Genomic DNA, 21,366 nt, shown 5'->3' with positions numbered 1-21,366 from the left:
AAATAGGAGCCAAAATGACAAGGTATAAAGCGCTTGATGCTATGCGGGGGTTAACCAACGCATTAATGATACTGGTAAATACACCGGGTTCGTGGTCCCACGTGTATGCACCTTTACTTCATGCCGATTGGCATGGGTGTACACCAACGGATGTAATTTTTCCGTTTTTCATGTTTATTATTGGCTCTGCGATGTTTTTTTCATTTAAAAAAACCAACAGCACAGCTAATGCAAGCCAAGTGTTACGGCTGATAAAACGAGGAGCAATTATTTTTGCTATTGGCTTAGCGTTAAATATTTATCCCTTTACCACGAGCATTGAAAACTTAAGAATACTGGGCGTATTACAGCGAATAGGCATTGCCTATATTTTAGCGTCTATCTGTGTATTGTTACTCAACAGGCGAGGGGTGATCAGCTTATCGGTTGTTATTTTAATTGCATATTGGTTACTGCTTTTAAGTGTTGGTTCTAATAATGCCTATACACTAGAGAACAACCTGGTTAGATCGGTTGATATAGCGGTATTAGGTGAATCGCATTTGTGGCAAGGTAAAGGATTAGCGTTTGATCCAGAAGGGCTTTTGAGCACCTTACCAAGTGTAGTAAGTGTTTTATTTGGCTTTGAGGTTACCCGTTTACTTACCAGCTCTAGCAGTCAATGGACAAGTATTAAGCGTTTGTTGGTCATTGGGGTTGTTGGTATCGCTTTAGGGCAATTAGGCTCGCTGATTATGCCAATTAATAAATCGCTTTGGACCAGTACCTTCGTTATTTACACCTCAGGGATTGCCTGTATTGTACTGGCCTTTTTTGTGTGGCTTTGCGACATAGTAAAACCCGAACGTCTTGTTAATCCATTAATTGTGTATGGCTCGAATCCGTTGTTTATTTATGTGTTATCGGGTGTGTGGGTACTGAGCTATTCACTGGTTAATATTGGCGAGCTAAACTTGGGGGATTGGATGTATCAGCAACTCGCTTTAGTTATGAGCACTAAATTGGCATCGTTCACCTTTGCTTTATTACATGTTATTGGCTTTTGGTTAATTTCAAATATGCTTTATAAGCGAAAGATATTTATAAAGATTTAGGACAATAAAAAACCAACCCGTAGGTTGGTTTTTTTATTTAACGTTACAAAGCGTGGCTTAGTACGTTGCGCTGCCTTTAGTACGAGGGAATGCAATTACATCACGTACGTTACCCATACCGGTAACATAAGCAACTAAGCGCTCAAACCCTAAACCAAAGCCAGAGTGTGGCACGCTACCGTATTTACGTAGGTCGCGGTACCAGCTGTAGTCTTCTTTGTTTAAGCCCATTTCGTCAAGGCGTGCATCTAATACATCAAGACGCTCTTCACGTTGTGAACCACCAATGATCTCACCAATGCCAGGTGCTACTACGTCCATAGCCGCAACAGTTTTGCCGTCTTCGTTTTGACGCATGTAAAATGCTTTAATATCGCGCGGGTAGTTTTTAATAACAACCGGTGCTTTAAAGTGTTCTTCTGCTAGGTAACGCTCGTGCTCAGACTGTAAATCTACACCCCATTCAACAGCGTACTCAAATTTCTTGCCACATGCTTTTAGAATTTCTACAGCGTCTGTGTAATCAACTTGTGCGAAGTCTTTTTCAACAAATTCTTCTAAACGGCTAATGGCTGTTTTTTCGATACGTTGAGCAAAAAACTCCATGTCGTCACGGCGTTCTTCTAATACCGCTTTAAACACGTACTTAAGCATGTTTTCAGCCAATTTTGCGATATCTTCTAAATCAGCAAACGCAACTTCTGGCTCTACCATCCAAAATTCAGCTAAGTGGCGAGATGTATTTGAATTCTCTGCACGGAACGTAGGACCAAAGGTGTAAATTTTAGACATAGCTGACGCATATGTTTCACCGTTTAGCTGGCCAGATACCGTTAGGAATGCTTCTTTACCAAAAAAGTCTTCGCTGTAATCAATTTCGCCTTTATCTGTCATTGGCAGGTTTTGCATATCAAGGGTTGATACGCGAAACATTTCACCTGCGCCTTCACAGTCACTGGCTGTGATGATTGGTGTGCTGATCCAGTAAAAACCTTGCTCATGGTAAAAACGATGAATCGCTTGCGCTAAACAGTTACGTACACGCGTTACTGCGCCAATCATATTGGTGCGCGGGCGAAGGTGAGCGTGCTCACGTAAATACTCAATGCTGTGGCGCTTAGCCGACATTGGGTAAGTGTCTGGATTTTCAACCCAACCTAACACAGTCACTGAGTTAGCTTGAATTTCGAAAGATTGCCCTTGTCCTGCTGATTGTACTAATACACCGGTAACCGACACAGAACAGCCTGCTGTTAAGCTTGTAACTTCATCATAATTATTCAGTGAATTAGGAACTACCGCTTGAATAGGATCAAAACACGAACCGTCATGAACGGCTAAAAATGATATTCCTGCTTTTGAATCGCGGCGTGTACGGATCCAGCCTTTAATGGTTACTTGGCTGTCTACCGCAACATTGCCTTTTAATAGCTCTGAAATCGCTAAATGGCTCATCTTCACTCCAATGATATAAGTTGCCTAACTATATAAATTAACTGTGCGTTACTCATGCTTTTTAGCATTTGAGGTCACTGCACTTGAACCTTGTATAATACCTAGTAAAGTAAAATAAAAAAACTGTTGTGGGCAACTCTTTAAAAGTTTTTAGTCAAGCGCGGTTTTTTTAACCAGTTTTTAGTGTTAAATGGCTACTATTACCATTTGTTACTCTGAAAATTCATCAATTTGTGGCATTATTAGTAATCAAACCGAATTAACGTTTACCATTAATAAAAAATGGATGCTATGAAACAAGTTTTTATTTTACGAGGACTGCCAGGCAGTGGTAAGTCATATTATGCGCAAAATCTCGCTGACGAATTATCGGGCGCAGATGAAAGCAATTATTTTATTTGCTCAACAGATGATTACTTTGTAAACGAGCAGGGTGAGTATCATTTTGATAAGTTTAAATTATCGCAATACCACAACCTAAACCTAGCACGTTTTATTAACGCGTTAGCACAAGGTATTGAACTGGTTATTGTTGATAACACTAACATTAAAAAATGGGAATTCATTGCCTATTCGCAAGCAGCGATAGCTTTAGGGTATCAAGTAAAAGAAGTGATTGTTGGTGAAGTAAAAGACAAATCAATGCAGCACTTATATGCCAAGCGCAACAGCCATAACATACCGCTTAAAACCATTAGTAAAATGGCCTACATGTTTGAGTGGTAATTATTAAATGTTAGCTAATACGTCTATATCAGCGTGGGTAATGGCATCTAAATGAGCGGTGATTTTTTCACTGCTCCAATCCCACCATGCAATCGCTAAAAGTTGATTGATAGTTGTTTCATTAAAACGCTTTTTTATTACTTTTGCAGGATTACCGCCTACAATGCTATAAGCAGGTACATCATTGGTTACCACAGATTTACTCGCTATGATGGCGCCGCTGCCAATTTTTACCCCCGGCATAATAGTGGCGTTGTAACCAATCCATACATCATTACCTATTTCAGTATTGCCCTTGAAAGGTAAGTCACCTTGTTGAGGAGCAGACTTTTCCCAACCGTTGCCAAATATAAAAAATGGATAAGTAGAAAAGCCGGAGGTTTGATGGTTAGCCCCATTCATTATAAAAGTAACGTCTTTAGCTATGGCGCAAAACTTACCAATAATGAGACGGTCTCCGATAAAATCGAAATGGTAGAGCACATTTTTTTCAAAATGTTCAGGCCCATAAGGGTCGTCGTAATACGTGTAATCACCTACTTCTATATTAGGTGACTTAATAAAGTTTTTTAAATAACCTACTTGAGGAAAACCGTCCATAGGTGATGGATTGTTTGGATTTGGTCCGTTCATGGTTTCCTCTCAAGTAAGATAAATAGGCTACACGCTTTTAAATGCCGCCAATGGGTGAGATGTACTGAGCGAAACATGTACCTTGTCACCTGGGTGTACAACCACCTCATGGCTTACTCGGCTAGTTACCACGGTTTCGCATGCAAGTTTAACCGCGCATAAACGGCTACCGCCTTCAAAGCGTACCCAAATTACTTCACCATTATTACCAATACTGCTTTGTACTAATAATACATCATCTGGACGAAGTAGAACTTCTACCTCACCAGTGTCACAATCAACGCCGTTTGCAGGTACATTACCAATATCAGTAAGCGCTTGGCCGTTATTTAGGGTTCCTTTTATAAAGCTGGCTTCACCTAAAAAGCGCGCAACAAAGCGGTTGTTTGGGGTACTAAAACACTGCTCTGGGGTGTCAATTTGTTGTATTTTACCGCCTTTTAAAACACCCACACGATCGCCCACCGAAAGCGCTTCTTCTTGATCGTGCGTTACCCAAATTGCCGGTACGCCAGCTTCTTTTAATGCGTTACGGATATCCCAACGCAACATATCTTTTAAGGCAGCATCAAGGTTAGATAACGGCTCATCAAGTAATACAAAGTCAGGTTGGTGGGCTAGGGTACGCGCTAATGCTACGCGTTGCTTTTGCCCGCCTGACAGTGTGGCTGGTTTTTTATGCCTAAATGCATCTAAACTAAGAAGTTTTAACCAGTGATCGGCAGGGCTGGTGTCTTTTAATTTAAAACATACGTTTTGTTCAACCGTTAAATGGGGAAACAATGCAAAGTCTTGAAACACCATACCCACGCTGCGTTTTTCAGGCGCCACAGTATGTTTTGGCGTAGCAGTCCATTTAGCCACTTTAATTTCACCCTCGCTAATCGGTAAAAGCCCCGCTAGCGCTTGTAAAATAGTACTTTTTCCGCAACCTGTTGGACCAACAAGCATTAATATTTCGCTTTCACCTAGGGTGAAATTTAAATCGCTAACAACACGGTTACTGCCATAATCTATAGACAACTGACTTACAGATAGCATTTTTTATAAATCCTTAATGTTCAAACTGGTTGCGTTTTTCGCCAGACATCATAATAGCTAAAGCACCCGCAGAAATCACCACCAACAATAAGCCAGGAATAGCAGCACGGCCAAAATAACCAGCTTCATAAACACGCCATAAGTAGGTAGAAAGCGTTTCAAAGCCGGTGGGGCCTAATAAAAGTGTGGCTTCTAATTCACGCATTGACTCTAAAAAGACCAAGGCCCCACCTGCAATAATACCACGCATAGTTAGGGGCAAAGTAATACGCGTAAAGGCTTCGCGCGGGTTTGCGCCTAATACCCGCGCTGATTTTACCAAACTAGGGTCAAGGTGCTCGGTGCTGGTACGCACAGAACCTACCGCAAGTGGTAAAAAACGTAGCATATAAGCAATAATCAATAAGCCCAGCGTTTGATATAAAAAGGGCAGTTGTAAGCCGCCATACACAAGCGCTGTGCCCATAACAATACCCGGAATACCAAAACCAAAGTAAGTAACGCGTTCCATTACTTTACCGGCCTTACCACTTAAAGCCGCATGGGCAACCGGAATGGCAACAATAACCGTAACAATAGCCGCAATGGCTGAAGCATAGGTTGAATGCCAGGCAATACTAAAATCAAACGAGCTAAAGCCATCACGCACTAACCACAAAGTAAATACTGCCAAAGGTAGGCCAATAGCGAGTAATAAAATAGGCGCAAAGGTGGCAAACATAGCGCCTAGTTGCCATTTTTTAGGGAATAAAATAAGCGAACGACCTTGACGCTCTGAGGCGGTTTTTATTTGTGATTCAATCATTAATAAAAAGCCAACAATCACCATCAGTTGCAGTGATAACATAGCCGCACGGCTTAAGGCAAAAGCATTGTATTCCACATAAATAACACGGGTAAACGTATCTAAGCGCATCATTGCGGGAGTACCAAAGTCAGATAAGGTATACAGCGCAACCAATAATGACCCTGCAGCAATGCCATTTATTACGCGGGGTAAAATAACTTTAAATACGCTTTGCGTCATCGACATACCCAGTGTGCGAGCAGCGTTGACCATACTGGCATCTAAACTAAGTAAAGACGAACGGGTAGTCATCATAACAAACGGAAAAGTATACAAGGTCATGACAATGGCGGCTCCCGTTAACCCATACATAGAAGGGGTTTCAAAACCAAGTAAGTTGTTTATTTCACCGCCGGGACCAAATGCAGCATAAAGCGTAAAAGCGCCAATGTAACTAGGAATAGCAAGCGGGGCTGCAAACACCACCAGCCAAAACTTTTTAAACGGTAACTGCACATAGGCGCTAATGAATGCCAAGGGCACACCAATTAAAATTGAACCTAATACAGTTAATCCCATTAACGACAGGGTATTGCCTAAAATAGTTAAATTATGACTATCAAAAAAAGAGCTTGCGTCAGAGGCAAGCGTAATTAAAACAAAAATAGGAGTCAGGGTCACTAGCGCTGCAAGCAGCGCCATTGGGTAAGATGTAGGTATTCGCATTATAAAACGCCGCTGCTGCGCATTAAATCTATAGTTGGGCGTAAATCAGCCAACTGAGTTAAATCAATTTTAGGTGGCGAAATACTGGTTAACTTAGGCAATCCATCGGGTTGAGTAATGCCATTAACCAAAGGGATTTCATAGGCTTCGCTTGCTAAATAACTTTGCACTTCAATGCTAAGTAAATAGCGCATAAAGTTGATTGCCAGTGGGTCGTCAGATAACGATAAAATACCTGAAGCGTTAACTAAACAGCCAGCATCATTTTGGGTAAAGGCTAAATCAAGTTTTGCATCTGGCTTACCTGATTTTAAGCGCAGCGTGTAGTAATGATTGGCAAAACCAATGTCTACTTCACCACGTTCAACGCCCATTACCACACCGAGTTCACCGGCGTAGGTTTTAGAACGTTTTTTAACTTTTTTAAGCCACTTAGCTGTTTTATCATCACCTTCTAAAAGTCGCATAGCGGTAATGAACGATTGAAAAGAAGCATAAGCAGGCGCCCAACCAATACTTAAATCACTGTCGGCAATGTCCATAATGCTTGTTGGAATTTGCTCTTTGGTTAAACGCTCAGTATTAAAAGGCAAAGTACGTATACGACCAGTTACAGGTGCCCATTCATCGTATCTAAATTGTGGCTGTAATTGCGCTGATAAATCACTCGGCATGGGCTTGGCAAGGCCGGCATCGGTAACTAAACCAATTGCCCCAGAGTCGACTGCCCAAAATAAGTCGGCACGTTTAACCCCTGCATTTGCTTCGGCAACAATGGTGTTGGCAAGCGCTGCGGTAGGGCCGCGACGAATGGCAAGGTCAAGATCAGGGTTCTTTTTTTGAATGGCTTGTAATACGTTTTCGTATAAGCCACCTTCACCACGGCCTAAATAAAGCGTCAATGCACCTTTTAATTTAGGCAATGTATCAACAGACACGGGGTTTGCAATAGCAATATCAGCGGCAAAAGCGCGTGAAAGCGATAGCGGTAAAGCACCCGCTACCCCTAACGCAGCTAAGCTTTGAATAAAGGTTCTGCGTTTCACTTAAAATACATCCTTACGTGCTTTTTCTGCTTTTTCAATCAGCGTTTGAGCGCGGCTTAGTTTGGTTTGCATATCAACAACCACATCACGAACTTCATCAACACTTTTATTATTAGAAATTGCTTGTGGAAGTGTTATGTTAAAGTCTTTTTCTAGAACTTCTACTAACTTCGCGTCTTGCTCAATTAGTGTACCTTCAACACCTTCAAATAAATGTAGGTAAGTGTCGTGCACTATGTTGGTGGCTTCATCGCTTAAACGTTCTGCGTATTTAGCGACCACTCGGTCTAATTTATGTTTAATTTCGTCGATAGTCGCGCTTTGAGTCATTTCTTTGGTTGCTGTTGCTTTAACGCTATCTAATAACCCTTTTTGTTGAAACTTAGCCGCCAGTTTAACTGCGCCTAATCCTTGCCATAGGGCATTATTCATTGCTTGTTGTTGTTTGCGTACTTCTAGCGCTGGTTTTTTATTATCGATAGCCATTTTTATGCCATACAAACCTTGCCAAATAGAGGCATAGACAGGCACGTAATTAGTTTCTATTGCGCTGTGGAATTTAACTGATTCCCAGTACTCAACCAAATCATCACTATTAACTGCTTTTGCGCCTTTTTTCTCGTAATCGCTTACCATGGTATCGACTTTAGAGATCATCCATTCAACGTCTTCATTGTAAGTTTTTAAATTAGCTTGAAGGTGATTAACATGCTCACCAATAGGGCCATTAGCAAATACAGGTTGTGCAAAAATCGCAGAGGCGAGTAAAAAACTTGCACTTAATGTCTTGGCAGGCTTAAGTAATATTTTCATAGCAAGTGAGTCCATAAATGTTATTGTAAATGATAGGCATTATCATATCCCTAAAGATCACTCAGATCAACACACTAAATGACAGGTCAGGGCTAAAAATACCAATGTTTTGGGACGAATAGGCAGCAAACTAATTATTTGCATAAATTTTAACGTAACCCTTAATAATAGTTAACCTATCTATACGTAATGTTTACCTTTTATGGCGTTATAAATAGCATCACATAAAGCGCGAATACTGTTTTTGTCACTTATATACGGTGGCATTAGATAAATTAGCTTACCAAAGGGGCGTATCCATACTCCTTGAGATACAAAATAAGCCTGAATTTTAGCGACATCAATGCTACCAGCCTCTTCTGTAAGCTCTACTACGCCAATAGCTCCTAAAGTACGTACATTCACCACGGCGCTGAGCGCTTGGCATTTATGCAGCTGCTGTAATTGAGTATTTATTTCGCTGATACGGTGTTGCCAGTTTTGGCTTAGTAATAAATCAATACTGGCGCAAGCAACAGCGCAGGCCAGCGGATTTCCCATAAATGTAGGCCCGTGCATCAAAACCCCAGCTTCTCCTTCGCTGATTCCTGTGGCTATTTTGTCGCTAGTTATGGTTGCCGAAAGGGTCATTGCTCCACCAGTCAGCGCTTTACCTATACACAGTATATCGGGCTCTATATTGGCATGCTCTACAGCAAACAATTTGCCGGTGCGGCCAAATCCGGTGGCAATTTCATCGCAAATAAGCAGAACATCATATTGAGTGCAGAGCTTACGCACACTGGCTAAATACTCAGGATGATAAAAATTCATCCCCCCGGCGTTTTGCACAATAGGTTCAATAATAAACGCGGCGACTTGCTGGTGGTACTTTAAAAAATAGCTTTCGAGTTCATCGGCCTCAGCTTGATTAAACGCACTATTAAATTGGCTAATAGGGGCAGGCACAAAAATATGCTCAGGCAAAAAACCAGCGTACAAACTATGCATAGAATTAATAGGATCGCACACACTCATCGCTGCAAACGTATCGCCATGGTAGCCTTTGAACGGGGTCATTAATTTTTGTTTTGTTGTAACCCCTTGGCTTAACCAATATTGCAGCGCCATTTTTATCGCTACTTCCACACTTACTGAGCCACTGTCGGCTAAAAACACCTTTGTTAATCCCTCTGGCGTTATCGCTACCAGCTTTTTACAGAGCTCTACTGCCGGCTGGTGGATTATGCCACCAAACATTACATGGCTCATTTTATTTATTTGGGCGTGCATCGCTTCATTTAAAACCGGATGGTTATAGCCGTGAATAGCACTCCACCATGAGGCCATACCGTCAATAAGTTGTTCGCCCGTTTCTAAGTGAATAAGGTTGTGACTTGCATGCGTTACGGGGTAAACCGGAATAGGTTGAGTCATTGAGGTGTAGGGATGCCAAATGTGCTGACGATCAAAATCAAGGTCTATCGTTTGTTTATTAATCATATGTAAACTTTAACTAAGTGGGCTTCGTTGACAATGGTACGGCAATACGTATTCTAAGCCAATAACACCAAGAGCAAAAAATAAAAGAGAGTATTATGGAGCTTGCAACAGTTCGACACGATTGGACCCATCAGGAAGTAAAAGCCTTATTTGAAATGCCATTTAACGATTTATTATTTAAAGCCGCCTCTGTGCATCGCGCTAATTTTAATCCAAACGAAGTACAAATTTCTACGTTGTTATCTATTAAAACCGGTGCCTGCCCAGAAGACTGTAAATATTGCCCGCAATCAGGGCATTACAAAACTGATTTAGAACGCGAGCGCCTAATAGAAGTAGAAAAAGTGGTAGAGCAAGCGCGGTTAGCAAAACAAAAAGGCGCTACCCGTTTTTGTATGGGGGCAGCATGGTCAGATCCAAAAGACAGAGACATGCCATACATTTCGAAAATGGTAAAAGAAGTAAAAGCCCTTGGCCTTGAAACCTGTATGACTTTAGGCATGTTAAATAACGAAAAAGCCCATGAACTGCGTGATGCTGGCCTTGATTACTATAACCACAACCTAGACACCTCACCTGAATACTATGAGCAAATTATATCAACTCGCACCTTTCAAGACCGCCTTGATACTATAGGCAATGTGCGAGACGCTGGTATGAAAGTATGCTCCGGCGGTATTGTCGGTATGGGTGAGCAAGCAAGCGACCGCTATGGCTTATTAATGCAGTTGGCTAATTTACCCCAGCAGCCCGAAAGCGTGCCAATTAATATGCTAGTAAAGGTAAAAGGGACACCGCTTGAAAACGTCGACGACTTAGATCAGTTTGAGTTTATTCGTACCATAGCCACAGCACGTATTATGATGCCCCATAGCTACGTACGTTTATCAGCAGGGCGCACAGCAATGAACGAACAAATGCAGTCAATGTGCTTTTTTGCCGGTGCTAACTCTATATTTTATGGTGATAAACTTCTTACTACCGAAAACCCAGAAGCCGATGCCGACATGCAATTAATTAAAAAACTCGGGATGAACCCAGAAACAGCCGAAGACTATTCTGATGAAGCCGTTGCTGCGTCTTTGTCATCGCAAGTGGCCGATAAAGCAACCTCAGAATTGTTTTACGAAGCGTAAAGTGCTCAGTACTATGCTAATGGTTTAAAGTATCGCGTTGAAGGTTAAAGCATTTATGTCATTTGAATTTATAAACACCCATTTAGATGAACGCAAAGCACAACAGCTCTTGCGTAAACGCTATGTAGTGCAAAGCGCAACGGCGCGCACTATTACGGTTAATGATAAAACCTACCTCAACTTTGCGAGTAACGATTATTTAGGGTTTGGCGATTCGCCGGTGGAATTAACCAGCGCGCCGTTGCTAGGTAGCCACAGTTCAGCATTAGTGACGGGTTATCAACAGCCACAGCAAGCGCTTGAGCAAGCTTTATGTAGTGCTTTGGGTTATGAGGCTGGCATGTTGTTTAACTCTGGCTTTAGCGCAAATAGCAGTGTGATTAAAGCCTTGTTTCAAGATAAAGCGACAGCGCAACACAGTGCGATTTTTCAAGATAAACTCAATCATGCCAGTTTAATTGATGGCGCATTACACGCCAACGCCGCGTTAATACGCTTTAACCATAACGATATAAACCATTTACGCTCACGGCTAGAAAAATCAAAAGCGCGCAATAAGCTCATCGTGTCTGAAGGTGTGTTCTCCATGGATGGTGATACCGCGCCAATTAAAGCGCTATTTGCCTTAGCAAAGCAGCATAACGCGTGGTTAATGATAGACGATGCCCATGGTTTTGGTGTTTTAGGAAAATCGGGGCTTGGCAGTTGTGAAGCCTTAATTGCAGCCGACACCTTGCCCGATATTTTAGTGATCACCTTTGGTAAAGCGGTTGCTAGTAGTGGTGCGTGCGTATTAGGTTCGCAGCATTTTATAGATTACATGCTGCAGTTTAATCGTGATTATACCTACTCAACCGCTATGTCGCCGTTTATTGCCTCTCATACTTTGGCGCGTATCAAAAGCATAAGAGATGCCAACGACAGGCGAGCTAAATTAAACGCTAATATTGCGCTGTTTAAAAGCCGAGCTAAAGAGCAGCACATTGCGCTAATGGACTCTAACACCGCGATTCAACCAATTGTTTTAGGCTGCGCCGAGCAAACGTTAAAAGCCAGTGAGCAACTAAAGCAGCAGGGCATTTGGCTAACGGCTATTCGCCCGCCAACTGTTTTACACAATACCTCGCGTTTGCGTATTACCTTAAGTGCAGCCCACACCCATGACGATATAAAACAACTCGTTGGTAGCTTACAAAAGGTCATTTCATGATAAGCCCGCAGGCAATTAAAACTAAGCCACTTAGCCCTACAACTGTGTGTATAGCTGCTCAGGTTTTAAAAAAAACCACAGCGCATAACTTTTCAAAGGCAGCAAACAGTTACAGCCAGCATGCCAATGTGCAAAAACAAGCGGCAAATGATTTATTTAAACTCATTAGTGCAAACCCTAATAAGCTCTGTGTTGACCTAGGCGCAGGGCCGCTTGTTAATACTCAGGCTTTAAGGACATTATTTGGCCAAGTTGTTGCCATAGATTTGAGTTTTAACATGCTAAAAAGCAGTAATTTAAACACCCCAAAACTGTGCGCCGACATGGATAACTTACCGCTGCAAGCTAACAGTATTGACGTGCTATTTAGTAATTTTGCGCTGCAGTGGTCTGCTAATTTAGAAGCCTTAATGCACTCGCTTTACCAAGCATTAAAACCAGGCGGGCAAGCCTATATTAGTACGGTTGTTGCAGGGTCATTAAACGAGATCAAAACCGCCTTTGAAGTGCTTGATTCACATAATCATATTAATCAGTTTGCAAGCCATAATAATATAAACCAATCGGTCGAAAAGGCCGGGTTTAAGATCAACGCATCAAAAAAAATCATCTATACCGATCAGCACAGCAGTGCATTAGCGGCTATAAAATCGATTAAAGCCATTGGTGCCACCACACAAAATCATGTAACAAGTCGTCGTGGTTTATTAACCAAATCAGCGCTGCAAAAAGTATTTGATGCCTATCCGATTATAAACAATAAAGCCCATGTATCTTACCATGTGGTATTGTTATCATTAGAAAAAGCCCAGTAAAAATAATAAGGCCATGCCATGAACCAGTTTTTTATTACCGGTACCGATACCGACGCCGGTAAAACTCATGTAACCAGTTTGCTGTTAAAGTTACTCGCCCAACATAAAAAGCGTGCAATAGGTTTTAAACCGATTGCATCAGGGTGTGAACTTGCGTTTGATCAGCTCGTGAATGCCGATGCCTTAATGCTAATGGAAAGTGCAACTGTAAGTGCAAAATACGACATTATTAATCCGTTTGCTTTTGAGCCCGCCATAGCTCCGCACATTGCAGCAGAGCAAGTGGGAGTAACCCTAAGTGTTGAAAAGCTACGTACCGCTTATAAAAATGTGAAGCAACAAGGCGCCGATTACCTGTTAACCGAAGGCGCGGGCGGCTGGGCATTGCCAATTAATAATAACGAGTATTTGTACGACTGGGTAAAAGCAGAGCAACTGCCAGTAATATTAGTGGTAGGGATGAAACTAGGCTGTATAAATCATGCATTACTCACGGCAGCGCATATGCAAAATATGGGGGTTAATTGCATTGGCTGGATTGCTAACCAAGTTGATGCCACTATGGATGAATACCAAGCAAACCTAGATTCACTGAAAACACGTTTACCATTTCCACTGCTTGCCATTAGCCCATACACAGAGCAAACCCCTAAATTACAAATTTATAAAACCCTGCTTGAAAAATTATCCATAAATCCATAAATAACCCTTGTGTTGTGACATAGTTTGTCACAGAATAGCGCTGACGTTATGACATAGTGTGTCATAACGCAGTGATTGCTCAAAGCCGATCAAACATAGTAAATCGCTCAGCAATAAATGTTATTTTTGGAGAACTCGTATGAAACGTGTATTTTTGTTTTTATTAACTAACCTCGCGGTTATGTTGGTATTAGGTGTGGTGCTTTCAATCATAATGAGTGCGCTGGGCTTAAGCCATCGTAGCCTTGGCGGAATTTTACTAATTGCGACTGTATTTGGCTTTGGTGGATCGTTTATTTCGTTATTTATGTCGAAATGGATCGCCAAAAAATCAACCGGTGCGCAAGTGATCACCCAACCTCGTACCGAAACCGAACAATGGCTGGTAAGCACTGTGGCTGATCAAGCTAAAAAAGCCGGTATTAAAATGCCAGAAGTGGCTATTTACGACAGCCCAGAAATGAACGCGTTTGCAACCGGCCCAAGTAAAAATAATTCGCTGGTGGCGGTAAGCACGGGTTTATTACATAACATGAGCCAAGATCAAGCCGAAGCCGTATTGGCGCACGAGGTATCGCATGTGGCTAATGGCGACATGGTAACGCTAACGCTTATTCAAGGTGTGGTTAATACCTTTGTTATTTTTGCCGCTAAAGTACTGGCGGGCATTGTTGACAACTTTATCAATAGCGATGAAGAAGAGGGCGGCAGCAGCTGGACTTACTTCTTATTCGATATGTTATTCCAAATATTATTTGGCGTACTGGCAAGCATAGTGGTTGCTCATTATAGCCGTAAGCGTGAATTTGCAGCCGATAGCGGCGCAGCTCATTTGGTAGGCGCAGATAAAATGCGTTCAGCCCTTGAGCGATTAAAGCAAAACCACCCATCGCAATTAGAAGGCTCAATGATGGCCTTTGGTATAGCCAGTGGTAAAGGCATGGCTGAGTTGTTTTCATCTCACCCACCGCTTGACGCACGTATAGACGCACTACGTCGTTAAAAAAATCAAGTTTTTCACAGTACTTGTAACAAAAAGCCTGCATTTGCAGGCTTTTTTATGCTTAATGGTTTTTATTGCGATTGAATAATGTCTGTAATGCCCTCTGGCGAGAGTATTTCAATCCAGTAACCGTCTGGGTCTTTAATAAAGGCAAGGCCCTTCATTGAGCCACCATCTGGCTGTTTTACAAACTCCACATCGTACTTAGCAAAGCGCTCGCAGGCAGCGTATACATCGGGTACGCTAATACCAATATGGCCAAAGCTTTTTGGTTCTTCATTACCACTGTGATAACCGCTAAAGCTGTCGTCGTTTTCAGTGCCCCAGTTATGGGTAAGTTCAATCAGTGCAGGGCGGCGAAACACCCATTGAGTTTTTTCTTTATCATCGCCTTTAGGCATATCTTGCTCGTAGCCTAAAAAGTACAAAGTAAACTCCATACCAGGAAAGTCGTACTTACCTAACAACTTCATGCCCAATACATTTTCATAAAATGCCAGCGACGGTTTTGGATCTTTAATACGCAACATAGTTTGCTGCATCACATAGCCCTCAGTGGCCTGTGCAATTTGCTCTGGAGATTCGTTATAGCTAGACATGAGATAATCCTTAATAAAATGACTGAAAAACCTTAATGGATTTAAAAAGGCAGGGTGTACGCTCATCATAATAAACAGCAGCAAAAATTAAAACCACCGAGCTAAATTATCAGCCAGTTAGTTGAGTGTTTTGAAAGCGAAAAATGGTATATTTAACTACACTGTTTATTTAAACAGTATCTGGCGTTTTATCCAATATTACTGTTCTCCACCATTTTGGGGTATTTTAACAACGGGTGTTTTACCGCCTACGTAATTAATTGTTTACATTGAAGTTGTTTAGTGGAATTATTAAGCAATGTAATATACGCTGTTTTGGGTGTTACAAACCCCCAAAGTGGTGTTCAATAAGCTGTTATACGGTAATTCGAGCATTGCTCTGCATAGGTACGTATATTAATTAGAAAGGGATATTCGTTGAAAAAAATTGATCTCCATTTGCATACAGTCCCTACATTTAGTGATGCACACTTTGAATTTTCATTGGATAAGCTAAATGAATACGTTACGGTGACAGAACTTGATGCTATTGCTATAACAAACCACGATGTTTTCGATCTCGCACAATTTCAAGAGATTCAAAAAGCCTTGGATTGCATAGTATTCCCAGGCATTGAAATTTATGTTGATAATGGTCATATCCTTCTCATTTCAGAGAATGAAAACTTAGATGATTTTCAACTCAAAGCTAATAAAGTATCTGAAAAAATAAAGAAGGCAGGAGATAATATAAATGTCGAAGAATTAATTCAGATATTTGGAAATCTTAATGATTATTTAATTATTCCTCACTATCAGAAAAAACCATCCATATCAAAAGACACCTTTGAACAACTACGCGCCTTCATAGATGCAGGAGAGGTTGACAGCCCAAAGAAATTTGTTCGAATGGCAAAGGATGAGAATGAAATAACTCCTGTGTTATTTAGTGATGTAAGGATTAAAGACTGTTTACGTAAGTTCCCCCCAAGGCAAACCTATATTGATTGTGGTGAATTAACAATAAGTGCAATCAAGCATAGTTTGAGTGATAGGAGCAAAGTTGCTTTATCAAAATCTGATGGAAATAAACTGTTCCAGATATTTGATGATGGTCAACAACTTTCTACTGGTTTGAATATTGTTCTCGGGGCAAGATCTTCTGGCAAAACTGTGACTTTAAATCGGATCAATGAGGAATGTAAAAACGTAAAGTATATTCCTCAATTTTCACTAGTGCAGAGAGATGATTCCAACTATGAAAAGGAATTCAATGAAGGTGTAGCTCGAAAGAAAAGCAATTTTGTTGACAAACACTTGGCCCCTTTTAAAGCAGTATTAGATGATGTAAGTACCATTGACCTTATTACAAATCGACGTAAAGTAGATGAGTACCTTGAAACTCTAATGAAACAAGCAGAAGAGGTAAGTAAACGAGACGCTTTCTCTAAAGTTACATTATTTAACGAGTCACAATTTGAAATAAGTGAAGAGAAAGGACTTACAGACCTCATAACCTCTGTTCGACTATTAATTGAAAATATTGAGTACAGAAATGTAATTGATAAACATATAAATGTAGTTGATTTGAAGGCTCTAGCATGTGAGTTAATAGAGTCTCTTTGGGAAAAAACACTTAGCACAAAGAAGAAAAATGTTGTTAATGAGGCAGTAAGGGATGTAAAAAGTAAACTCAAACTTCGGTCTTCTAGCACACAAGTAAAGATGTTGATTTGTACAAAGTAATGATTGAACATCAAAAGGCTTTGAAATTTAATCTAATCGCCAAACAACTACAGACTGAAAAAATTATTCATGAAGAAAACATTCAAGGCTTTAAAGTTGTTTGTAAGCAACGAGCTTTTAACGGGGCTGGCGAAGTTAAAAATGTAAGTGGTAAGAAAGTCGCCTTTACTAGTGCCTACAAAGAATACTCTTCCCCATATAAATATCTTCTTGAGTTAAAAAACAATGAGGCGTTAACTCCTTCTGAGTTCTATAAATACTTTGCATGCATTGAATATGAAATTCTTAACAAAGATGGCTTTAAAGTTTCAGGTGGCGAAAGATCAGAATTCAGATTGCTTCAAGAAATTAAGGATGCTCAAAACTATGACTACCTATTAATTGATGAACCCGAGTCTTCTTTTGACAATGTCTTTTTGAAAGGAGAAGTGAATCAAATATTGAAAGAGCTCTCACAAACTATGCCTATAGTTGTGGTAACACACAACAGTACCGTTGGAGCATCTATTAAGGGGTTCTAGGGATTTTCCCCTCTAAAGTAACATAAATCGCCACAACCCTCGCAGTTAATGGCTTGTGGAGCTGGGTTACCTTTCATTTTAGACTTCATTTTCAACAATAGGCCTAGTTATTTCCTGTAAATCAGGTAGTTTGCGGTTACTAGCGAACTGATAAGTGCCGCTCAGATTAATGTTCTGCCATGCAACGGGTGATACTTGTCGAGTTATTGCTGCTTTTTCCTCGTCACCAACTTCTTCAAAGTGCAGTAATAGATGACTTAGGATCATCGAGTTAAAGTAGATAATAGCATTTGCCGTCAAACGGGCACACTCGTTCCAGACGACTATTTCTGATTCGTTTTTTCCACGGAACTGGTCACGATTGACCGATGCAATAGCTCGCCTGAGGAAATGCCAGGCTTCGCCTCGGTTCAGTGCTCGTTGAACATATTGGCGCAGACTTGCATCATCAATATAATCAAGTAAATATTGGGCTTTGATGAGCCTATTATATTCCGTTAATGCTTGTAATATAGGGTGTCTAGATGGATAACCAGATAATTTGCGTACTAGCAATGCCTGTGTTGTGCGTTTTTCTTGAAGGGATAACACAATACGCTGAATATCCTGCCAGCCTTCTTCAATCACATTCATTTTTATCGGCTTTTTCAGCGCCAGATGCGTGTTTCCGTCGTCGCTTTCAGTTACGTTAAATAGGTCATTGATCACACTGGTGAACTGAGCATACCTAGGCGCAAAACTATAACCGCATAAATCCAATAAGGCATAATTAACATGATTAACACCATGGGTGTCGGTTGAGAGGACATCTGGCTTAAGATCACTAGTATTAGATTGTAGTAAGTCGTAAATATAATGGGACTCATGCTCATTAGATCCTATGATACGGGCATTTAACGCACTATGATTGGCAACTAACGTCATGGCCGTAATACCTTTGTTGGTGCCGAAGTATTTCGAGGAGTAGCGAGTTTTAAAAGTCTCAAGGTGAGTTTCAAATTTTTGCCCATCGGTACTGGCGTGCAGGACGTCTTCTTGGATGTGATAGTGGCGGAAAATAGGGAGTGCCGCTACTGCGTTATTGATGATATCACTAGCCTCTTGCAAGGTTTCAGGCCTAATATAATTAGCTTGTATAGTGCTTAGATGCTCATAACTGCGATCAGATATTTGTGCCATCCCATATACGCCGCGATGTGTCGCATTCGCAATTAGAATAGCCAATAAATCATCCTGATTGGCGCCTACTTGTTTTTGTATTGGCAGCACGTGTGCGAAGCATTGCATAAAGTTGGTTTCTTGTTCAACATAACGCAACACATCAGCAATACTGACGGGGATCATTTGTTTAAAGAAAGGGTTGTTGACAAGTGATTGGGAGCCTTTAACTGGCAGTCGCCATCGTGTGCCACTTCGGCTCTTCATGATCACATTGCGGTTATCACCATTATCAATGTGACGAGCAACATCTTCTAGGGATGTTGTTAAGCGTATTTGTTTTACTTGCAGTAGCTTCTGAATCGGCTGCTTTAGCTTTTCCAATGTTGATGATGCCAATAGATCAGGCTGTATTGACGATGCAATTAAGTCGTCTTCTAGCGCACGATATTTAGTGACGTTTGATAAGTAAATTCGACCATTAAGCCGAGAAGCCAGTTGACGGTAAAGCAACCATTCGTATCGCTGTGGATGAACAACATCCTTGTTAATTAACCATGGACGATGTTTTTGTTGGATAAGTGTACTATCCATTGTTTGCAATGTATTACCTGCTAATAGTTCTGTTTTTGTGGTTTTGAGCTGGGTCACTAATGCTTCTGAGCCTTTACCTGCTTGGCATTCAAGACATAGAAACACGGGCCTTAATAACTGCTCAATTAACCCGTTTTGATCATCATAATATTGCCATTGATATTCTTCTACCGTGCGTTTTTGCTTTTTTAAGTACAGGCATAGCGTTTCTATATCTTGGTTATTCATTACACTTAATGCTTGTTGCCTAACCGTTGCAAATGGTTGATTATCGTCGATACTGTCATCAACAAACAGATGCAGTAATTCTGCGGCTTTGGTGACATTGTCTGCAGCTGACCTCCATGAGTCAAACACTGCCTGTTGGGCAAACGCATGCGCAGCTTCTTGTTGTTTACGGATATGATGAATAAACCCATCAGCCAATCGCTCTAGGCTTTGCCGTATGCGTTGAGTCAGAAAACACAGCAACCATAGGTGTTGCTGTGGACGCTTAAAGCGTTTTAGTTTACTGCCATAATAATCCACCATTTCACCGAAGTGTTGTTGGTTTTTAGACGATAAGGCTAAGCCCTTAACAGCATTATCAATCTGTCTTGTATAAGGCTGTAACTGATGATACACCGTCAGTTCTTTTTTTAGCTCTGTCACCATAACGCTTTTTGCACCGGCTCGAAGCTGGCTTAAGGAGAGCCCATCTTTGTCATCGATAATAGTATTTAGAAATCCGTGTAGTTCAGATGAAACATGAATACGAAGCTTATTATTTAACGCCTTCTTGACCTGTTGGATAACACGACTGATAAGCTTTTGTAAGACAGTATATTTAGGGATGGCAATTCTATGCGTTGCTAGATATTCAGCGGCTGCATCGAATAGATAACGAGGCTCAAGCCAAGCTTTGCCGACCATAACAAGATGTTCGTACAGCGGCGCAAAGTGCAGACTTTCGTCCCATTTCTGATAGTTTAATAACCTCAGTATTCTTTGATATATACGGTCACGCTGCATCTTATTAATGCTGAAAGGCCTGATCCCTTTGCCTCCTTGAACTTGCGTTGAAATAAACTGCATATCGTCAAAGATGAGGTTAAAGCTAGGTGAAAGAATCACAGGCTTAGACTTAAAATACCCTAATAACGCAATGAAATAGCATCGGTGGTTCCTTAGGCGAATACTTTTCAACTCTGTTAACTCGATCTCGTTTGGCGTAAAATACAATCGTTGTTGTTCAAGTGATAATAGCGGCGGAGAATATAGATCAAGCTGCTCAGCTTTGGTAAGAATTGATAGTTCGTTTTTTATAGCCATAGGAATTAAATTAAGTTTAAGGGGTTGTTAACCTCATAATTTGCCATACTTTGGAGAAGTAACCCACCTTTGTATGCCTTTAAATATGGTGAGTATGGCGATTTATGTTACTTTAGAGGGGAAAATCCCTAGAACCCCATCTCGCTACAGCGATGTTGTAATGGCTGTAAGCCACAATTAAGCGGAGAGCTGTATGCGCTGAAAGGTGCACGTACGGTTCGGAGAGGAGAGGCAGAAAAATAGTTCGACTACGTTCTGCCTCTTACTCTACTTGCCACATGGAGTGGGTTTGTTTATGTCGCTTTCGTGATAGATGTTTTTTCACGATACATTGTAGGTTGGCGTGTATCAACGACAATGCACACAGAGCTTATTCTTGATGCGTTAGAGCAAGCTATTTGGCATCGTGGCAACCCCGAAGGGTTAATTCACCACAGCGACAGAGGCAGCCAATATTTGTCTATACGATACACTGAGCGACTTGCTGAAGCTGGAATTCAAGCGTCTGTAGGCAGTGTGGGTGACTCTTATGACAATGCATTGGCTGAAACAATAAATGGATTATTTAAAACAGAGATTATTCGCAGAAATGGCCCGTGGAAGAATGTTGATGCTGTTGAATACGCAACGTTAGAGTGGGTCAATTGGTTTAATAATCAACGCTTATTATCTTCAATTGGGTATATTTCACCAGCTCAATATGAAACAGACTACTATGATAATTTAAACGAGTCAGGTAAAGTGGCCTGACTTAAACAAACTGGTCTCCGATGAACTCGGGGCGATTCA

The 21,366-nt window shown here is 41.1% G+C and carries 18 protein-coding genes and 1 pseudogene; 10 read left to right on the top strand and 9 right to left on the bottom strand.

The window, feature by feature from the left end:
- The first annotated feature begins 14 nt into the window (after positions 1–14).
- Entirely contained in the window at positions 15–1,094 is a 1,080-nt protein-coding gene (locus L641_RS0116770; protein ID WP_024602543.1) for a heparan-alpha-glucosaminide N-acetyltransferase domain-containing protein, read from the top strand.
- A 57-nt stretch (positions 1,095–1,151) separates the two neighbouring features.
- Here the strand turns inward: L641_RS0116770 and asnS are convergent, their stop codons facing one another.
- Positions 1,152–2,549 carry an asparagine--tRNA ligase gene (gene asnS / locus L641_RS0116765; protein WP_013464983.1) on the bottom strand — a complete coding sequence of 466 codons (1,398 nt, stop codon included), beginning with the start codon at positions 2,547–2,549 and terminating at the stop codon, positions 1,152–1,154.
- Between the two features lie 291 nt (positions 2,550–2,840).
- Here asnS and L641_RS0116755 point away from each other — a divergent pair, with 291 nt between their 5' ends.
- Positions 2,841–3,275, top strand: coding sequence for an ATP-binding protein (locus L641_RS0116755; protein ID WP_013464982.1), 435 nt, complete (start codon positions 2,841–2,843; stop codon positions 3,273–3,275).
- Positions 3,276–3,278: 3 nt separating this feature from the next.
- Here L641_RS0116755 and L641_RS0116750 read toward each other — a convergent pair whose 3' ends face one another.
- The 6 genes from L641_RS0116750 to bioA all read right to left on the bottom strand — a co-directional run bounded on the left by L641_RS0116750 (position 3,279) and on the right by bioA (position 9,803).
- Entirely contained in the window at positions 3,279–3,908 is a 630-nt protein-coding gene (locus L641_RS0116750) for a Vat family streptogramin A O-acetyltransferase (RefSeq protein WP_024602542.1), read from the bottom strand.
- A 27-nt stretch (positions 3,909–3,935) separates the two neighbouring features.
- Positions 3,936–4,949, bottom strand: coding sequence for an ABC transporter ATP-binding protein (locus L641_RS0116745; RefSeq protein ID WP_024602541.1), 1,014 nt, complete (start codon positions 4,947–4,949; stop codon positions 3,936–3,938).
- A gap of 13 nt (positions 4,950–4,962) precedes the next feature.
- Positions 4,963–6,462: an iron ABC transporter permease gene (locus tag L641_RS0116740; protein WP_024602540.1), complete on the bottom strand. Its 1,500-nt coding sequence runs from the start codon at positions 6,460–6,462 to the stop codon at positions 4,963–4,965.
- Entirely contained in the window at positions 6,462–7,508 is a 1,047-nt protein-coding gene (locus L641_RS0116735; protein WP_024602539.1) for an extracellular solute-binding protein, read from the bottom strand. Before L641_RS0116735 ends, L641_RS0116740 begins: the two co-directional genes overlap by 1 nt.
- Complete coding sequence (locus tag L641_RS0116730) at positions 7,509–8,321, bottom strand: hypothetical protein (RefSeq protein ID WP_024602538.1); 813 nt, start codon at positions 8,319–8,321, stop codon at positions 7,509–7,511. It lies immediately after the preceding gene.
- 180 nt (positions 8,322–8,501) lie between these two features.
- The gene (gene bioA, locus L641_RS0116725; RefSeq protein ID WP_024602537.1) at positions 8,502–9,803 is read right to left on the bottom strand and encodes an adenosylmethionine--8-amino-7-oxononanoate transaminase; all 1,302 of its coding nucleotides are present in this window, start codon (positions 9,801–9,803) and stop codon (positions 8,502–8,504) included.
- 95 nt (positions 9,804–9,898) lie between these two features.
- Between bioA and bioB the strand changes: the two genes are divergently transcribed.
- The 5 genes from bioB to htpX all read left to right on the top strand — a co-directional run bounded on the left by bioB (position 9,899) and on the right by htpX (position 14,669).
- Positions 9,899–10,939 carry a biotin synthase BioB gene (gene bioB, locus L641_RS0116720; RefSeq protein WP_024602536.1) on the top strand — a complete coding sequence of 347 codons (1,041 nt, stop codon included), beginning with the start codon at positions 9,899–9,901 and terminating at the stop codon, positions 10,937–10,939.
- Between the two features lie 55 nt (positions 10,940–10,994).
- A complete protein-coding gene (locus tag L641_RS0116715; RefSeq protein ID WP_024602535.1) occupies positions 10,995–12,149 on the top strand; it encodes an 8-amino-7-oxononanoate synthase in 1,155 nt (384 codons plus the stop codon).
- Positions 12,146–12,964 carry a methyltransferase domain-containing protein gene (locus L641_RS0116710; protein ID WP_024602534.1) on the top strand — a complete coding sequence of 273 codons (819 nt, stop codon included), beginning with the start codon at positions 12,146–12,148 and terminating at the stop codon, positions 12,962–12,964. The genes L641_RS0116715 and L641_RS0116710 overlap by 4 nt, the downstream gene beginning before the upstream one ends.
- A gap of 18 nt (positions 12,965–12,982) precedes the next feature.
- Positions 12,983–13,666 carry a dethiobiotin synthase gene (bioD, locus tag L641_RS0116705; RefSeq protein ID WP_024602533.1) on the top strand — a complete coding sequence of 228 codons (684 nt, stop codon included), beginning with the start codon at positions 12,983–12,985 and terminating at the stop codon, positions 13,664–13,666.
- A gap of 139 nt (positions 13,667–13,805) precedes the next feature.
- Positions 13,806–14,669 carry a protease HtpX gene (htpX, locus tag L641_RS0116700; RefSeq protein ID WP_024602532.1) on the top strand — a complete coding sequence of 288 codons (864 nt, stop codon included), beginning with the start codon at positions 13,806–13,808 and terminating at the stop codon, positions 14,667–14,669.
- 71 nt (positions 14,670–14,740) lie between these two features.
- Here the strand turns inward: htpX and gloA are convergent, their stop codons facing one another.
- Positions 14,741–15,268 carry a lactoylglutathione lyase gene (gene gloA / locus L641_RS0116695; protein WP_024602531.1) on the bottom strand — a complete coding sequence of 176 codons (528 nt, stop codon included), beginning with the start codon at positions 15,266–15,268 and terminating at the stop codon, positions 14,741–14,743.
- Between the two features lie 417 nt (positions 15,269–15,685).
- Between gloA and L641_RS22420 the strand changes: the two genes are divergently transcribed.
- Positions 15,686–16,993 carry a hypothetical protein gene (locus L641_RS22420; RefSeq protein ID WP_216712931.1) on the top strand — a complete coding sequence of 436 codons (1,308 nt, stop codon included), beginning with the start codon at positions 15,686–15,688 and terminating at the stop codon, positions 16,991–16,993.
- The gene (locus tag L641_RS23490; RefSeq protein ID WP_216712930.1) at positions 16,993–17,514 is read left to right on the top strand and encodes a hypothetical protein; all 522 of its coding nucleotides are present in this window, start codon (positions 16,993–16,995) and stop codon (positions 17,512–17,514) included. Before L641_RS22420 ends, L641_RS23490 begins: the two co-directional genes overlap by 1 nt.
- A gap of 78 nt (positions 17,515–17,592) precedes the next feature.
- On the opposite strand, the gene L641_RS0116685 is transcribed toward L641_RS23490, so the two are convergent.
- Positions 17,593–20,577: a Tn3-like element ISKox2 family transposase gene (locus L641_RS0116685; RefSeq protein WP_008126957.1), complete on the bottom strand. Its 2,985-nt coding sequence runs from the start codon at positions 20,575–20,577 to the stop codon at positions 17,593–17,595.
- A 264-nt stretch (positions 20,578–20,841) separates the two neighbouring features.
- On the opposite strand from L641_RS0116685, the pseudogene L641_RS0116680 reads away from it, so the two are divergent.
- Positions 20,842–21,327: pseudogene (locus tag L641_RS0116680) on the top strand (IS3 family transposase); the annotation flags it as partial.
- Positions 21,328–21,366 lie beyond the last annotated feature (39 nt).

Origin of the sequence: Pseudoalteromonas sp. TB41, assembly GCF_000497975.1 — a bacterium.
Classification (GTDB): Bacteria; Pseudomonadota; Gammaproteobacteria; order Enterobacterales; family Alteromonadaceae; genus Pseudoalteromonas; species Pseudoalteromonas tetraodonis.
Note: the sequence above shows the minus strand (reverse complement) of the source record. Positions and strands in the feature narration are given on the sequence as shown.

Coding starts and splice junctions, on each gene's coding strand:
- L641_RS0116770 (WP_024602543.1), top strand. CDS start 15: ATGACAAGGTATAAAGCGCTTGATGCTATGCGGGGGTTAACCAACGCA.
- asnS (WP_013464983.1), bottom strand. CDS start 2,549: ATGAGCCATTTAGCGATTTCAGAGCTATTAAAAGGCAATGTTGCGGTA.
- L641_RS0116755 (WP_013464982.1), top strand. CDS start 2,841: ATGAAACAAGTTTTTATTTTACGAGGACTGCCAGGCAGTGGTAAGTCA.
- L641_RS0116750 (WP_024602542.1), bottom strand. CDS start 3,908: ATGAACGGACCAAATCCAAACAATCCATCACCTATGGACGGTTTTCCT.
- L641_RS0116745 (WP_024602541.1), bottom strand. CDS start 4,949: ATGCTATCTGTAAGTCAGTTGTCTATAGATTATGGCAGTAACCGTGTT.
- L641_RS0116740 (WP_024602540.1), bottom strand. CDS start 6,462: ATGCGAATACCTACATCTTACCCAATGGCGCTGCTTGCAGCGCTAGTG.
- L641_RS0116730 (WP_024602538.1), bottom strand. CDS start 8,321: ATGAAAATATTACTTAAGCCTGCCAAGACATTAAGTGCAAGTTTTTTA.
- bioA (WP_024602537.1), bottom strand. CDS start 9,803: ATGATTAATAAACAAACGATAGACCTTGATTTTGATCGTCAGCACATT.
- bioB (WP_024602536.1), top strand. CDS start 9,899: ATGGAGCTTGCAACAGTTCGACACGATTGGACCCATCAGGAAGTAAAA.
- L641_RS0116715 (WP_024602535.1), top strand. CDS start 10,995: ATGTCATTTGAATTTATAAACACCCATTTAGATGAACGCAAAGCACAA.
- L641_RS0116710 (WP_024602534.1), top strand. CDS start 12,146: ATGATAAGCCCGCAGGCAATTAAAACTAAGCCACTTAGCCCTACAACT.
- bioD (WP_024602533.1), top strand. CDS start 12,983: ATGAACCAGTTTTTTATTACCGGTACCGATACCGACGCCGGTAAAACT.
- htpX (WP_024602532.1), top strand. CDS start 13,806: ATGAAACGTGTATTTTTGTTTTTATTAACTAACCTCGCGGTTATGTTG.
- gloA (WP_024602531.1), bottom strand. CDS start 15,268: ATGTCTAGCTATAACGAATCTCCAGAGCAAATTGCACAGGCCACTGAG.
- L641_RS23490 (WP_216712930.1), top strand. CDS start 16,993: ATGATTGAACATCAAAAGGCTTTGAAATTTAATCTAATCGCCAAACAA.
- L641_RS0116685 (WP_008126957.1), bottom strand. CDS start 20,577: ATGGCTATAAAAAACGAACTATCAATTCTTACCAAAGCTGAGCAGCTT.